General features: G+C 57.9%; 13 protein-coding genes. 8 read left to right on the top strand and 5 right to left on the bottom strand.

Annotation, left to right across the window (positions count from 1 at the left end):
- Positions 1–95: 95 nt before the first annotated feature.
- The 5 genes from ELR57_RS14520 (at position 96) to gyrA (ending at position 7,535) form a co-directional block, all read left to right on the top strand.
- Positions 96–980, top strand: a complete 885-nt coding sequence (locus tag ELR57_RS14520; protein WP_126959816.1) for a GDSL-type esterase/lipase family protein — start codon at positions 96–98, stop codon at positions 978–980.
- Between the two features lie 34 nt (positions 981–1,014).
- The gene (locus tag ELR57_RS14515) at positions 1,015–1,980 is read left to right on the top strand and encodes an ABC transporter ATP-binding protein (protein ID WP_126959815.1); all 966 of its coding nucleotides are present in this window, start codon (positions 1,015–1,017) and stop codon (positions 1,978–1,980) included.
- On the top strand, positions 1,973–2,959 hold the full coding sequence (locus tag ELR57_RS14510) for an ABC transporter permease (protein WP_126959814.1): 987 nt from the start codon (positions 1,973–1,975) through the stop codon (positions 2,957–2,959). Before ELR57_RS14515 ends, ELR57_RS14510 begins: the two co-directional genes overlap by 8 nt.
- Positions 2,960–3,069: 110 nt before the next feature.
- The gene (gene parE, locus ELR57_RS14505) at positions 3,070–5,043 is read left to right on the top strand and encodes a DNA topoisomerase IV subunit B (RefSeq protein WP_126959813.1); all 1,974 of its coding nucleotides are present in this window, start codon (positions 3,070–3,072) and stop codon (positions 5,041–5,043) included.
- A 20-nt stretch (positions 5,044–5,063) separates the two neighbouring features.
- A complete protein-coding gene (gene gyrA / locus ELR57_RS14500; protein WP_126959812.1) occupies positions 5,064–7,535 on the top strand; it encodes a DNA gyrase subunit A in 2,472 nt (823 codons plus the stop codon).
- On the opposite strand, the gene ELR57_RS27885 is transcribed toward gyrA, so the two are convergent.
- Entirely contained in the window at positions 7,526–7,702 is a 177-nt protein-coding gene (locus ELR57_RS27885; RefSeq protein ID WP_158630041.1) for a hypothetical protein, read from the bottom strand. The genes gyrA and ELR57_RS27885 overlap by 10 nt on opposite strands.
- Before the next feature lie 208 nt (positions 7,703–7,910).
- On the opposite strand from ELR57_RS27885, the gene ELR57_RS14495 reads away from it, so the two are divergent.
- Positions 7,911–8,432 carry a MarR family winged helix-turn-helix transcriptional regulator gene (locus ELR57_RS14495; protein ID WP_238162533.1) on the top strand — a complete coding sequence of 174 codons (522 nt, stop codon included), beginning with the start codon at positions 7,911–7,913 and terminating at the stop codon, positions 8,430–8,432.
- An 11-nt stretch (positions 8,433–8,443) separates the two neighbouring features.
- Here the strand turns inward: ELR57_RS14495 and ELR57_RS14490 are convergent, their stop codons facing one another.
- Genes ELR57_RS14490 through ELR57_RS14480 form a run of 3 tightly spaced genes read right to left on the bottom strand, consistent with a single transcriptional unit; the run spans position 8,444 to position 11,450 of the window.
- Complete coding sequence (locus ELR57_RS14490; RefSeq protein WP_158630040.1) at positions 8,444–9,760, bottom strand: CapA family protein; 1,317 nt, start codon at positions 9,758–9,760, stop codon at positions 8,444–8,446.
- A gap of 35 nt (positions 9,761–9,795) precedes the next feature.
- Positions 9,796–10,665, bottom strand: coding sequence for a class I SAM-dependent methyltransferase (locus tag ELR57_RS14485; protein ID WP_126959809.1), 870 nt, complete (start codon positions 10,663–10,665; stop codon positions 9,796–9,798).
- A gap of 59 nt (positions 10,666–10,724) precedes the next feature.
- Entirely contained in the window at positions 10,725–11,450 is a 726-nt protein-coding gene (locus tag ELR57_RS14480) for a response regulator transcription factor (protein WP_126960022.1), read from the bottom strand.
- Positions 11,451–11,582: 132 nt separating this feature from the next.
- On the opposite strand from ELR57_RS14480, the gene ELR57_RS14475 reads away from it, so the two are divergent.
- Positions 11,583–13,688 (top strand): sensor histidine kinase, encoded by a 2,106-nt coding sequence (locus ELR57_RS14475; RefSeq protein WP_158630039.1) that lies wholly within the window; start codon positions 11,583–11,585, stop codon positions 13,686–13,688.
- Between the two features lie 59 nt (positions 13,689–13,747).
- On the opposite strand, the gene ELR57_RS14470 is transcribed toward ELR57_RS14475, so the two are convergent.
- On the bottom strand, positions 13,748–14,104 hold the full coding sequence (locus ELR57_RS14470; RefSeq protein WP_126959807.1) for a helix-turn-helix domain-containing protein: 357 nt from the start codon (positions 14,102–14,104) through the stop codon (positions 13,748–13,750).
- Between the two features lie 244 nt (positions 14,105–14,348).
- Here ELR57_RS14470 and ELR57_RS14465 point away from each other — a divergent pair, with 244 nt between their 5' ends.
- The gene (locus ELR57_RS14465) at positions 14,349–15,788 is read left to right on the top strand and encodes a nicotinate phosphoribosyltransferase (RefSeq protein WP_126959806.1); all 1,440 of its coding nucleotides are present in this window, start codon (positions 14,349–14,351) and stop codon (positions 15,786–15,788) included.
- Positions 15,789–15,853: the final 65 nt, after the last annotated feature.

Below are 15,853 nucleotides of genomic sequence, written 5' to 3'. Positions count from 1 at the left end.
ACATTTGAAAATCATTTCAAGAAGGAGTATCTTGTATAGACATGAAAGCCGCCGGAAGCTTTACGCACTCGCACCCATGAAGGAGCATCAGGTTCGTGATCCATCCAACGAAGCATTCCGACTCCCGGACGGAGCCGGAGATCAACAGACAATTCCCCTCGCCGAACAGGCCGGCATCGAAGCTTTGGCCGATTCTCGGCATGACGATGGCTGCCTGCTTTGGGCTTATGCTCGGCGGCTTTGGCTGGGCTTTGAAGGATGTCTGGCATCCTGCGCAAGGCTTGGCGATTCCCGAAGCCGCCACTCGAGCCAAGGAAGCGGGAGGGAACTGGGAAGCCAAAGAGGAGATAAAAGTCGTCGCGCTCGGCGATTCCCTCACCCGCGGAATGGGAGACGAGACGGGTGAAGGGTACGTTCTGAACGCGATCGCCAAGCTGAAGGAAGCCTTCGGCAAGAAAGCCCGGCTCGTTAATAATCTCGCAATTAACGGGCTGACCGCGGCCCGTTTGAATAAGCAATTGGCGAACAACGGATACGCTTCGTTCCTCGGTCAAGCCGATCTGATCTTTCTCACGATCGGAGGGAACGATCTGTTCCGGATCGCCCGCAACGGCGGCTCGTTCGAGCAGGGGGCGGATGTCTCTCCCGAGCAGCTGAGGGCCAAGCTTCCGGAGGCGGAGGAGCTGCTGCGGGAGGCCTTCGGCAAGCTAAGAGACCTCAATCCGACTGCCAGAATCGTCTATATCGGCCTGTTCAACCCGTTCTACGACGTGCCCGAAGCGCGCGCCTTCAGCGACTCGATCGCGGAGTGGAATGCCTACGCGCACCGGCTGACGGCCGAGGACGGCAACGCGACGATCGTTCCGACTTATGACTTGTTCGAATCGCATATCGCCCGCTACTTGTCCTCGGACCATTTTCACCCGAATGAGAAAGGGTATGCGAGAATCGCGGATCGAATCGTTCAAGCCTTGCAATAGATTGGATTCCTTCCAAAAGGAGAGATAAGCTCAGATGGACCGCTCTTCCGACGAAATCGTCCTATCGGTGCAGAAGGTCAAGAAGACGATATCGAACAAGCCGATCATCAAGGACATCACCTTTGACGTTCGCGCGGGAGAGGTGTTCGGGTTCCTCGGACCGAACGGCTCGGGCAAGACGACGACGATTCGCATGCTCGTCGATCTGATCAAACCGACGGAAGGAACCATTCTCGTCTGCGGGGAGGATGTCAATCGCCGCCCGGAGCGAGCGCTCCGCCACGTCGGGTGCATCGTGGAGAACCCGGAGATGTACCCGTTCTTCTCCGGCTGGGAGAACCTGGAGCACTTCGCGCGAATGCAGCCGGGGATTACGGCCGAACGGATCGCCGAGGTTGCCCGAATCGTGCAGCTGGACCAGCGGATCCATGAGAAGGTAAGAACTTATTCCCTCGGCATGCGCCAGCGGCTCGGAATCGCCCAAGCGCTGCTGGGGAAGCCGCGCCTGCTCATTCTGGACGAGCCGACGAACGGGCTCGACCCCAAGGGCATCAAAGAGCTGAGAGCGTTTATCCGGCAGTTGGCCGATCAGGGAATGAGCCTTTTTGTCTCCAGCCACCTGCTTAGCGAGATTCAGTTGATGTGCGATCGGGTGGCGATCATCTCCCGCGGAGAGGTCATCGCCGTCGGACGGGTGGACGAGCTGCTCGAGCAAGCGGGGACCTACACGGTCTGGCAGTTTGACAAGCCGGCGGATGGGAGAAGCTTGCTAGAGAAGAGCTCCGAGGTGACGCTGGTGCGCGAGAGCGAGCATCGGCTTGACGAGGCTTGCTTGAACGGGCTGACGGGGGCGGTGGTAACCGTCATGGATCCGGCTTCGATTCCCGATTGGATCCGGCGTTTCGCAAGCGCGGGAATCGGCGTGCTGGCCGTCCAGAAAGCCGCTCCTTCCTTGGAGGATCTCTTCTTGACAGCGACGGAAGGTGAGACGAGTGACTAACCTGCTTGCCCTGGTGCAGAACGAAACGTTAAAGGTGTGGAAAAAGAAAAGGTTCGCCGTCATCGTCCTCGTTCTGCTGGTTCTGATTCCTATTTTCGTCTACGCTCAGATGAAGGTCGCGCAGAATAACGCCGCGAAGTTCGCCGACTGGCGCTCCGAGCTTCAGCAGCGAATCACCGACAACATGAATTCGCTCTCCAGCAACCGGATTCCGGAAGAGTGGAAAAAGTGGCGGCGTTCGCTCGTCCAACAGCTTCAGTACTATCTGGACCACGACGTGAATCCGGATTCCCCGAACGCGGTGACGTTCACGAGCAGTTTTGTCGACCGGTCGGTGTCGTTGTTCATTCCGCTCATGGTGCTGGCCGTCGCATCCGACCTCGTCTCCTCGGAACGAACGGCGGGGACGATCAAGATGCTGCTGACCCGGCCGGTCCGGCGGTGGCGAGTCCTCGCTTCGAAGCTGATTGCGCTGACGCTGTACGTATCGCTGATCATCCCGACGACCGCGGGCCTCTGCTATTTGATCTCCGGGCTGGCCTTCGGCTATGAAGGCTGGGGCGCGCCCGTGTTCGTCGGCTTCGGGATGAACAAGACGACGATCGATACGACCTCTGTCCATGCCATCTCCCAAGGGGCTTATCTGCTCATGGAGATGGGGCTGGCCTGGTTCTCCGCCATTGTCGTGGCGTTCATCGCCCTCTTGATGTCCGTTCTGCTGCAAAGCACGGCCGCAAGCCTCGTGACCATGATGGCGGCGGTCATCTCCGGAACGATTCTGTCGAATATGGCTTCTTCTTGGCACAGCGCCAAATATTTATTTAACGTGAACCTGAATTTAACCTCTTATTTGCAAGGAACGCCGCCTCCGATCGAAGGAATGTCGCTCGGGTTTTCCCTTATTGTTCTAGCGGTTTGGGGGATCGGCGCGGTTGCGGTCGCGTTTGCGGTCTTTACGAAGCGCGATGTTTTGAATTAGAATGATCGAAGCGAGCTTGCAAGGATGGCAATCGAAGGAAGCGCTTTAGGCGACGAACCGATGGGCGGCAGACTTGAACAAGCGGAAGAGATAAGCAAGGAGGACCCTACGTGGCCGATCAATTAGACCTATTCGCCGAAGCGGCGGCGCAGGCCGGAACGGAATACAGCGCGGACGATATTCAGATTCTCGAGGGACTGACTGCGGTACGCAAGCGGCCCGGAATGTATATCGGAAGCACGACTTCCTCCGGTCTCCACCATCTGATCTGGGAGATCGTGGACAATGCCGTGGACGAGCATCTGGCGAAGTTCTGCACTCGGATCGACGTGACGGTTCATGCTGACCATTCCATTACGGTCCAGGACAACGGCCGAGGCATTCCGACGGGCATGCACAAATCGGGCATCCCTACGCCTCAGGTCGTTTTTACGATTCTTCATGCCGGGGGCAAGTTCGGAGGCGGCGGGTACAAGAAGTCCGGCGGCTTGCACGGCGTCGGCGCCTCGGTGACGAACGCGCTGTCCGAGTGGCTGGAAGTCGAGATCTACCGTGACGGGAAAATACATAAGCAGCGCTTCGAGACTTGGGTCGACAATGCCGGAGTCGAGCATGTCGGCGAGCCGGTCGGCGATATGCAGGTGCTGGGCAACACGAACAAGACGGGAACGAAGGTCACGTTCAAGCCCGATCCCAAGGTATTCCACGGCAACGTGACCATTAACTACGACACGCTTTCCGAGCGTCTGCAGGAAATCGCTTTCCTCAACTCGGGGCTGAAGGTCGTGCTGAAGGATCAGCGAACCGGGAACGAAGAGACGTTCCATTACGAAGGCGGGGCCAGCCAGTTCGTTCAATTCCTGAACGAAGACAAGACGGTGCTCACGGACGTCGTTCACTTCACGGCGGAGAAAGACGACATCGAAGTGGAGATCGCCCTTCAATACAACGACGGCTATACCGAGACGATCGTCTCCTTCGTCAACTCCATCCCGACGCGCGGCGGAGGAACGCACGAGACCGGCTTCAAGACGGCGTATACCCGCGTCATGAACGAATATGCCCGCAAGATCGCGCAGCTCAAGGAGAAGGACAAGAACCTGGAGGGCAACGATCTTCGCGAAGGCATGATGTGCGTCATCAACATCAAGATGGCCGAAGTCGAATTCGTGGGCCAGACGAAGGACCAGCTCGGGAGCGCCTCGGCGCGCAGCGCGGTGGACGCCGTCGTCTCCGAGAAGATGGCGGTCTTCCTGGAAGAGAATCCTCAGGTCGGCCAGCAGCTGATCCGCAAGGCGGTCCAAGCGGCGAAGGCCCGCGAGGCCGCGCGGAAGGCGAGAGACGAGATCCGTTCCGGCAAGAAGCGCAGCGACAGCCCGAGCCTCGGCGGCAAGCTGTCGCCGGCTCAATCCAAGGACGCTTCCCGCAACGAGCTGTTTATCGTCGAAGGCGATTCGGCGGGCGGCTCGGCGAAGCAAGGCCGGGATTCGAAGTATCAGGCGATCCTTCCGCTGAAGGGCAAGCCGATGAATCCCGAGAAGGCGAAGCTCGTCGATATTCTGAAGAACGAGGAATACAAGGCGATCATCGCGTCCATCGGCGCCGGAATCGGCTCCGAGTTCGAGGTCGACGAGAGCAATTATTCGAAGATCGTCATCATGACGGACGCCGATACCGACGGCGCCCATATTCAAGTATTGCTTCTGACCTTCTTCTACCGCTATATGAAGCCGCTTATCGATAGCGGCAAGGTGTTCATCGCCCAGCCGCCGCTGTACAAGATTACGAGGAAGTCCGGCAAGCTGGAGACGGTCCGCTACGCTTGGACGGACGAGCAACTGCAGAATTACATGAAGGAGTTCGGCAAGAACGCCGAGCTGCAACGCTACAAGGGACTCGGGGAGATGAACCCGGAGCAGCTGTGGGAGACGACGATGAATCCCGAAACGCGCACCCTGCTTCAGGTTCAGGTCGAGGACGCGGCCAAGGCCGAGCGACGGGTATCGACGCTGATGGGCGACAAGGTCGATCCGCGCAAGCGCTGGATCATCGATAACGTCGACTTCACCGAATTCGAAGAATAACCTCGGAAAGGGGGAGAACGATGAGTATGATGGAGCAATACCTGCCAGCGTTCCTGGAAGAGGTCGTGGGCGACCGCTTCGGACGCTATTCCAAATATATCATTCAAGACCGGGCGATCCCGGACGTTCGCGACGGGCTGAAGCCCGTCCAGAGGCGAATCCTCTATGCAATGTACGACGGAGGCAACACGCCGGACAAGCCGTACCGCAAGTCGGCGAAGACCGTCGGCGACGTGATGGGCAACTATCACCCTCACGGCGACTCATCCATCTATGAGGGCATGGTCCGCATGGCGCAGCCTTGGAAGATGGGGCATACGCTCGTCGACGGGCACGGCAACTGGGGCTCGATGGACGACGATCCGCCGGCGGCCATGCGTTATACCGAAGCCAGGCTGTCTTCGATCGCGATGGAGCTTATCCGGGATATCGAGAAACGAACGGTTCTCTTCAAAGATAACTTCGACAACACGGCGAAGGAGCCGGTCGTGCTTCCTTCCCGCTACCCGAACCTCTTGGTCAACGGGGTCAGCGGCATCTCGGCGGGCTTCGCGACGGAGATTCCGCCTCACAATCTGAGAGAAGTCATCGATGCCTGCGTCGCGTTCATGGACAAGCCGGAGATGACGACGTCCGAGCTGATGGCCATCGTCAAAGGCCCGGATCTTCCGACCGGCGGCATCATCATGGGCGAAGAGGGCATTCGCGAGGCTTACGAGACCGGCAAGGGACGGATGTACATCCGCTCGAAGACGGCGATCGAGGACGTTCGCGGCGGCAAACAGCAGATCGTCATTACCGAGATTCCGTATCAGGTCGTCAAATCCAGGCTCGTTCATGCGATCGACAACCTCAGACTGGAGAAGAAGGTCGAGGGCATCGCGGAGGTTCGGGACGAGAGCGGACGCGCGGGCATGCGAATCGTCATCGAACTGAAGAAGGACGCCGACGCCGAAGGCATTCTGGCGTACCTGCTGAAGAAGACGGATCTTCAGGTAACCTACAGCTTCAACATGGTCGCCATCGTGAACAAGGCTCCGCGCCAGCTGGGGCTGAGAGCGATTCTGGAAGCGTATATCGCGCATCAGAAGGAAGTCGTCACGCATCGCACCCAATTCGATCTGGAGAAGGCGGAAGACCGCGCTCACGTCCTCGAGGGGCTCGTCAAGGCGCTGAACCTGCTGGATGCCGTCATCGAGACGATCAAGGCCTCCAAGAACCGCCAGGACGCCCAGAACAACCTGGTTGCCAAGTTCGGCTTCTCCGAACGCCAAGCGGACGCAATCCTGACCTTGCAGCTGTATCGCCTGACCAATCTGGAGATCACTTCGCTCGAGAAGGAACACGCCGACACGCTCAAGAAGATACAATACCTGCGTTCGATTCTGGACAACCCGAAGAAGCTGATCGGGGTCATCAAGGATGAGCTCGGAGAGATCCGGACCAAATACGGCATCGACCGCCGCTCGGTCATCCAGGGCGAGGTCGAAGAGATCAAGGTCAATATCGAAGTGACGGTGCCGGCGGAAGAAGTCATCGTGACGCTCAGCCGCCAGGGCTATGTGAAGCGGACAAGCCTGATGTCGTTCACCCGATCGGGCGGCGACATGGGAAGCTCGGGAGTGAAGGAAGGGGACGGCATCCGCTGGAGCCTTCAGCCGAACACGCTGGATTCGCTACTGCTCTTCACCCAGAAGGGACAATACTTCCAGCTGCCCGTCCACCTGATCCCGGAATTCAAGTGGAAGGATACCGGCACCGCCATCGTGAACGTGCTTCCTCTGACGAAGGACGATCGGATCGTGAGCCTGATCCACGTGAAGGCCGGCGAATGGCCGAATCCGGAAGCCCAGGCTGCCGGCGCTCCGGTACTCGTGTTTATTACGCGGAACGGCCAAGTCAAGCGTACGCCGCTCGCGGATTACGCGACGACGCGCAGCACGGCGATCGCCGCCGTCAAGGTAGGAGACGGGGACGAGGTCGTCAACGTCTACTTAAGCGACGGCAGCGGGGAGATCATGCTCGTGACCGAACAGGGCATGAGCATCCGCTTCCTCGAGAGCGACGTCAGCCAGCAAGGCCGCGTGGCCGGCGGCGTTCGCGGCATCTCGCTCAAGGACGGCGACGCGGTCGCGGACGGCTTCGCGGTAAGCGGCGACGAAGGCGAGATCCTCGTCCTGTCCGATTACGGGTACGCGAAGCGCTCGCTCCTGTTCGATTATCCTCAGCAAGGCCGGGGAGGCAAGGGAATCCAGACGTTCGAGTTCAAGGAAGGCAAGCGGGTGAAGCCGAACGGCACCCGCATCATCGGCGCCTTCTTCATCAAGGACGCCTTCACCATCGAAGCGGTGACGGCAAGCGGAGTATCGATGGAATTCCTGTCCGAAGCGGCTCCGATCGACGACCGCAAGTCTCATGGCCGAACGATCGCTCAAGTGGAACGGCACGATCTGCTGGCGGAAGCCTTCCCTAAGCCGATAAGTCAATCGTAAGGGCCGTCTCTCGGCTCCGTGCGGTCAAGCCACTTTAGCAGCATATCCAATACGACCCACAGAGGCACCGGCTCATCCAGCCGTTCCAGCCAATGTGGGTCTTCTAATAATCCGGCTTCCTTCGCCATCTGCCCGATCATTTTCTTGCGCTCGTCTATCGGGTTCATGCTCGTTCCCCTCCGCCATGCCATCCCCGGTTGTCCTTCCGTTCAACACGGTTTGTCACCAGTATATGACTCAAGCTGTCGGATCGTACCAGAATATGAGGATTCACGTCGTAAATAATTAACTTCGTTAAACTATCATTCGACAGTGGCGACGCGTATAATATAAAGAGAAGGCATTGTTCGGGATATGGGGGGAGATGGAATGGAGATGGCGGCGGAATTTGTGAAAAGCTGGATGAAACTTTCGAAAGATTGGAATACCCAGATGGACGCGGAGCTGGCTCCGCAGCTGACGGGAGGTCAATTGCAAGTACTGGAGCTGATGCTTCAATACGAACCGATGAAGCCATCCGATCTGCTTCCTTATCTGGAGACGACGCCGGCGGCGGTCACCACGCTGCTCGATCGCATGGAGAGGAACGGGCTAGTGCGCCGCGATCGGGACGAGCAGGACCGGCGAATCGTCTGGGTCAGCATGACGGAGCTTGGACGTTCGGAAGCGGAACGGGGGCTGAAGATCCGCGGCGATATCGTCTCCCGTTCGCTCGAGCGTCTGTCCTTGCACAATCGGCAGCTTCTGATCTACCTCATCGGCAAGGTAGCCGGAACGTGGGAGCCTCCGGCCTCGTCCGCCCAATCGGACAAAGGCGCGGACAAGACCGCGGAGACGGCCGTCCCGTCGTCGGCCGCCTCCGAGACCGGCGCGAGCTCGGAGACGACGGACGAATAACATCACCCTTATCAGCCTGCGCTTTGCGACGAGAGTCGTTTAAGGTGCAGGCTGATGCCGTTCAGATAGGTTCTCATCTTGCCGTATTCGGCCGAAGTCCATTCTTTGCCGGCCGCATCGGCCAGCGTCTGAGGAAGCGGCAGAACCGTGTACCGCTTGAGCCCGTTCGCGACTCTCTGGTTCACCCAGGTCGGCGTTGTCTCCACGTCGCTCCAAGTCGTGCTCGAATGGCCGTCCGGCCATACCGTCTTGCTAAGCTTCAAGTGAAGGATGACCCCGACGTCCTTCCATTCGTCCTTCTGATTGGAGATGAAGTTGCCTAGGGAATAGATGACGAAGCCCCGGCGCTTTCCGCTATCCGCTTCCGGGTCGTCCACTTCGATCGTCTCGTATGGCTGAATGACGTGAGGATGGGAGCCGAGAATGATATCGGCGCCGGCTTCGATAACCGAGCGCGCGAGCGCTTTTTGTTCGTCGTTGGGCATTCTTTGGTATTCGATGCCGAAGTGAAGGGAGACGACGATGGAATCGGCGCCGGCTTCCTTCAGCTCGCGGATATCCTCTTGGATCTTCGGAAGGGAAATCAGATTAATGCCGTACTCTTTGCCTTCCGGGATAGGAATGCCGTTCGTTCCATACGTATAGGACAGGAACCCCAGCTTGATGCCGTTCTTATCCACGATGACCCGGCGAAGGGAATCGTAGTTGGAGACGGAAGTCCCCACCGGAATCAAGCCTGCATCGCGAACGTTGTTAAGGGTTCTCTGGATGCCGGTAAACCCTCTGTCCAGGGAATGGTTGTTGGCCGTGGACACGATGCCGAATCCGGCATCGACAAGAGCCTTCGTTAATTCGGTCGGAGCGTTGAAGCGCGGGTAACCGGAGAACTTCAGGTCGGCGCCCGCAACCGGGGTCTCCAGATTGCCGATGACCCAATCCCCTTGAGACAAGAGAGGCTTGACCTTGCGGAACCACGGTGTGAAGTCGTAACTGTCCGCCGCCGCGTCGTAATAAGCCGGCAGCTGAGGGGAATGGACCATGATGTCGCCCGTCGCCAGCAGAACGGCTTCGGTCGTCACGGGAGACGGAATCGCCGTTTCCTTGCCGGACTCTTCCGCGCTCGGATTCCCGGAGGAAGAGGGCGGTTCCGTCGGCTGCGTCGCTTGCGGAGTCCCGGAAGCCGGCGGCGATGCCGATGCTGAGACGGAAGCGGAAGGCGAGGGAATGGCGTCGTTGCCTTGCGTATCCGCGAAACAGCCCGACAGAAGAAGAAGGCTGCTTGCCAGCAGCCCTCGATGCGTCCATTGTATGAGTATAGAGGTGTTCATGTTCGGTTTACCTCCTGTTATCGGCAGCCGAATCTTTATACCTTGCTCTCCCAGCGCCCGTAGATCCCGCATGGAAGCGTCAAGCCGTTCGAGGTAATCGGCAGTCCGACCTCTCCGCAGTCGATGCTGCCGCCGAACTTGCGACCGATCGACATGTGGAGCATATTGGCCAGCACGGTCGGAGAGAAACCGGTCGTGTAAGAATTCACGAGCACGAACAACGGGTTGTCCGACAGAATGTTGACGCAGCTCTCCAGGAAGGGATACAAGTTCTCCTCGAGCTTCCACATCTCGCCGCCCGGGCCCCGGCCATAGGAAGGAGGATCCATGATGATCGCTTCGTATTGGCGGCCGCGGCGCTGCTCCCGCTGGACGAACTTGAAGACGTCGTCGGTGATGTAGCGGATCGGAGCCGATTCCAGACCGGACAGCTCCGCGTTCTCCTTGGCCCATTGCACCATGCCCTTGGCGGCGTCGACGTGGCATACCTCGGCTCCCGCCGAGGCGGCCGCGACGGTGGCTCCGCCGGTATAGGCGAACAGGTTCAACACCCGAATCGGACGTCCCGCGTTCTTGATGCGGTTCATCATCCAGCTCCAATTGACCGCTTGCTCGGGGAACAAGCCCGTATGCTTGAAGTTCGTCGGTTTAATATGGAACTTAAGCGGACCGTACCCGATGCTCCATCTCTCCGGCAGCTTCTTGTTGAACTGCCATTGACCGCCGCCGGAGGAGCTCCGGAAATAATGGCCGTCGGCTTTGCGCCACTCGGCGGTTTCTTTCTGCAAGGGCCACAGAATCTGCGGGTCAGGCCGGCGAAGAATGACATCTCCCCAGCGTTCCAGCTTCTCTCCGTTGCCCGTGTCCAGCAATTCGTAATCTTTCCACTCGTTAGCCAATCTCATGTTTCCGCTGACTTCCTTTACCTGTCTGATGGTGTAACTATTATTGCCAATTGACTGGCTTACGCTTCCGCACGAACATCCTGGCAGGCGGAGAACCGGTAGCCGAATCCTCGTACGGTCTGTATGTAGCTTGGGTTGAGAGGATCGGGTTCGATCTTCTTGCGCAGATTGCTGATATGGACCATCAACGTTCGGGTGTCGCCCATGCTGTCGGAATGCCAGACGAGACGATAAAGCTCATCCAGCGGGAATACCCGGTTCGGCTGCCTGGACAGGACGGTCAAGAGCTCGAATTCTTTGACCGACAGGGGAATCAATTCCCCGCCTCGCTTCACTTCGAACCGCTGCATGTCGATCTCCAGCTCCCCGAAGATCAGAACCGTGTCCGTTGCTTCCGGAAGCCGTTCCCTCATGCGCCGCCGGCGAATGTGCGCGCTGACGCGAGCGACCAGCGTGCTCGGGCTGAACGGCTTGGTGATATAATCGTCGCCGCCTTCCGACAAAGCATGAATAATGTCGTTATCCTCTGCCTTGCAGCTTAAGAAGAGGATAGGAATATAGGCTCCGGAGCCTTTCCGCAGGGAACGGCACACTTCGATTCCGTCGGGCTGTCCCAGGTTGATATCCAGAATAATGAGATCGGGCGCCACCGAATCGGCCAAACGGATCGCATCCGGGCCGTTGTCCGCCGTATGAACGCGGAAGCCTTCCCTCTCCAGATACAAGGCTATTAGATCCGTAATCTCCGATTCGTCATCGACGACGAGTACGGAGGCGTTAGGCATGCTCACCGCGTCTACCCCCATAGCTTCATGAACATTCGTACACGTACATACGAACTTATTATACTTAAAGCGTTGACGGAGAATCAATGCGGGATTACGATGAGGGGAGGTAAATTTTCGGGAGAGATTGTCATGAATGGCAAAAAAACGTATACCATAAGGTGGAAAATAAGCCTTATATTGCTTATAGGGGTTTTGGTTTGCTTCCTTGGTTCGATTCTGGGCTGCACGATGAAAAGAGAAGCGCCCGCTTATCAAGCCAAAGGCGGAGTGCTCGACATCCGCGATCATTCGTTCGACAAGGGGGGGACCGTTCCCCTTGATGGAGAGTGGCGCTTCGAGTGGTTCGGAGCTAAGGCCGGAGAAAAGGCGGAGGGGTTCATTCCGGTGCCCGGCACTTGGGGAGCGACGGCGTTGAAGGACGGTACCAGGCTGTCCGATCATGGCCGCGGAATTTACCGTCTGACGATCCTTCATCGGGCGACGGACGGATACCTGGCCGTTCGCCTGCCCAACCTGTCCACCGCTTATAATCTGTATGTGAACGGAGACTTGCAGCTTTCTAGAGGAGTCGTAGGGGGGGAGCGGAAGCTGACCACTCCCTATCAGCTTCCGGCCATCGCCTATCTGGACGGGCAGGAAGAGAAGACGGAGCTGACGCTCGAAGTCGCCAACTACCATCATCGAACTGGCGGAATCCGCACCGGCCTGGTCATGGGAACGCTGTCCCAGATTCACGCGCTCCGCTTTAATCTGCAATCGCAGGAGCTGGTAGTGTTCGGCGCTTTGCTCATCATCGGCGTTTACCATCTAGGCTTGTTCGTCCTGCGCCGCCAAGAATGGTCGAATCTGTTCCTGGCGCTGCTCTGCATCGGGGTCGCCTGCCGAATGGGGGTCATCGGCGAGGGAATGTTCCCTCATTGGATTCCGTCGCTGACTTGGACCTTCGAGATGAGAATCGAGTACATGGCTTTCGCGCTCAGCACCTTGTTCGGATTTGCATATTATCAGAGAATGTACTCTCAGGAAATTTCCGTTAGGTGGCTGAAGCTTGGCGCTGCGGTCGGCATCGTTCTGGCGCTTGGCTGCCTGACGCTGCCCGTGCTGCAATTCAGCCGTTTCTTGGCCGCGTACCAGATCTATGTGATCGGCTTGAGCGCCGTTACTTTGTTCGGGCTGGCTCTCGCGCTCATTCGCCGCCGCGAGGGGGCGAGACTGGCCATCCTGGGAGCGGGGGGGCTCGTGCTGACGATCGTAAACGATATCTTCTTCTACAATGGATGGATGGAGTCCGTCAATCTGGTCTCGTTCGGGCTGCTCTTCCTTATCCTAATGAACGCTTTCGCTATCTCGCTCCGCACCTCGAGAACCCATGACCGGGCGGAGCAGATGTCGGTCGAGCTGACGGAATGGAACCATTACCTGGAGGATCGGATCGCCAAACGCACGGAGGAGCTGCAGAACTCTTACGAGGAGCTGGCCGAGAGCAAGCTAGGGTTGGAGAGGATGGAGCAATCGCGCAGGCAGCTGATCAGCAATATCTCCCACGACCTGCGCACGCCCATTACGCTTCTTCAAGGCTATCTAGAAGCCCTGCGTGACGGGATCATCGCGGATCCCCAGCAGAAGGACAAGACGCTGAAGCTCATGCTGACCAAGGTCGAGGGCTTGAACGGGATGATTCAGGATCTGTTCGACCTGTCCATGCTTGAGTCCAGGCGCATTCGAATGAACTTCGAGCTTGCCGCCATCCGGGATTGGCGGGAGCGGCTGCGGCTGGAGTACGAACAGGAGCTTCAAGAGAAGGGAATCGCGTTCGGGTGCATCGGGCCGAACGAAGAAGAGGCGCTGGAGACGGTGCTGGTCGACGAGCATCGAATGGATCGGGTGTTCGCCAACCTGATCTATAACGCGGTCAGACATACGCCGAGAGGAGGCAGCATTACTCTTCGCTTTGCGGTCGACTCCAAGAGCCGGCAAGTGCGGATCGACGTCATCGACACCGGAACCGGAATCCTGGAGAGCGATCTGCCCTTCATCTTCGAACGTTTCTATAAGAATAGCAAGTCGCGTCATTCTTCCTCCGGCGGAAGCGGCCTGGGGCTGTCCATCGCCCGCGAGATCGTCGAGATGCACCAAGGCAGCCTATTCGCGGAGAACGGCACGAACGGAGGAAGCGTCTTTACGATTACATTGCCCTTGTTCAGCGAAGAGGATCGGAAGACGATCTCGTCTTAACCCCGAATCCGGGCCGAAGCATGTTCCGAGTGCGCGGCCCGTCCGGTTCCTCGTCCGGTTCAGCCGTTGCCTTTGATCCTGGCATCGTTCTTCATCATCTCATGAAGCAGGCCGAGCGATTGTTTCCTTTGTTCGTGATTCATCCCTCGAAGCAGCCGCAGAATCTCATGGGAGTCGGTCGCATCGGGCAATTCCCGGGACGAGGCGGATTGGGAGAGGGCATTGCCGCCAATAATGTAATCAAGGGAGACGTCGAAATAAGCGGCAAGCTTGATCAGCGTCTCGTAGATGGGCTGCCTGTTGTTGATCTCGTAATGGCTGTAGGCGGAACGGGTGATCCCGATATGGCGGGCAACTTCCTCTTGAGATACATTCCGTTTCAGCCGAAGCTCTCGAAGACGTTCTCCCATGTTCATGTTCTATTCTCCTTGAACCTTTGAATTGAGTTTGTGGACGACGTATCGGCCGAGTGGCCCGAGCGGGGGAAGACAAGTTGGTCTATTAGTAATTTATGATACAAAACGTATCTATGTCAAGGGTTTGTCTTGTAAAAACTAAGAAACTGTCCATATTTCGCGAAAAGATCTCCATTTTCATACAATATGTAGCTTAGGTGCGCAAAATGGGTAATCGCGGTTGCCCTGCAGAGCGGAGGAACGGATGAAATACGAGAATTTAACGCTTCATACCGACAAGTACGAGATCAACATGATGTACGCTCACTGGTATCATGGAACCGATCGGGACCGGGCCGTCTTCGAAGCCTACTTCCGCAAGCTTCCGTTCGGCAACGGGTTTGCCGTGTTCGCCGGACTAAGGAGATTCGTCGAATACGTGCAATCGATCCGGTTCGATGAAGAGACGATCGCGTATTTGAGCGAGCAGGAAGAGAATTACGATCCGAGATTCCTGGATAAGCTGCGCCAATTCCGATTCGGCGGCAACATCAAGTCGGTGGAGGAAGGAACGATCGTCTTCGCCAACGAGCCGCTCGTCCGGATCGAAGCGACGGTGTTCGAAGCCCAACTGCTGGAGACGGCGCTGCTCAACTTTATCAATTACCAGACGCTGATCGCGACCAAGGCGGCGCGAATCCGTCAGGTCGCCGGATCCGATATGCTCATGGAATTCGGGACGCGCCGGGCTCAAGAAGCGGATGCGGCCGTGTGGGGAGCGCGGGCGGCCTGCATCGCCGGCTTCGATTCGACCTCCAACCTGCGTGCGGGCATGATGTTCGGCATTCCGACCTCGGGAACGCATGCCCATGCCTGGGTCCAGCACCACGACTCGGAGGAGCGGGCGTTCGAGCGTTTCGCCGAAGCGCTGCCGAACCAAGTGTCGCTGCTCGTGGATACGTACGATACGCTCGGAAGCGGCGTTCCGAACGCCATCAAAGTGGCGAAGAAGATGGAGAGCAAAGGCAAACGGATGCTGGCCATTCGGCTGGATAGCGGCGACCTGGCTTATCTGTCCAAAGAAGCGCGCCGGATGCTGGACGAAGCGGGCTTGCCCGACGTAAAGATCGTGGCCTCCAACGACTTGGACGAGAATATCATTATGAACTTGAAGGCTCAGGGAGCCCGCATCGACAGCTGGGGAGTCGGCACTCAGCTGATCACCGCTTCGGATCAGCCTTCTCTCGGGGGCGTCTATAAGCTGGTAGAGGTGCAGAAGGACGGGAAGTGGGAGCCGGTCATCAAGATCTCGGGCAATCCGGAGAAAGTGACGACGCCCGGCGCGAAGGACGTCTACCGCATCATCAACCGCAAGACCGGAATGGCCATGGCGGATTATGAAGCGTTGACGGACGAAGAGGAGGTCAAGAACGGCGAAACGCTGGAGCTGTTCGATCCGATTCATCCCTATATTCGCCGCAAGGCGACGGACTATGAAGCGGTGTCGCTGCTGAAGCCGATTTTCCAAGAGGGGAAGCTGGTCTACGACCTTCCCGAGCTGAGCGAGATTCGGGAATACCATGCGAGCCAGCTGAAGCTGTTCCGTCCCGAGCTGCTCCGCAAGCTGAACCCGGAGAATTATGCCGTCGTTCTAAGCCCGAAGACTTGGCAGCAGAAGATGGATCTGATCGAGAAGTTTAAATAAGTTCGGCCGGCTAGACAAAACAGGGGCTTCTCGGGAACGCCGAATGGACGCGAGAAACCCCTGTT

The sequence above is a fragment of the Cohnella sp. AR92 genome, from assembly GCF_003990975.1.
Taxonomy (GTDB): domain Bacteria; phylum Bacillota; class Bacilli; order Paenibacillales; family Paenibacillaceae; genus Cohnella.
This window is presented reverse-complemented; position numbering and strand designations above follow the sequence as displayed.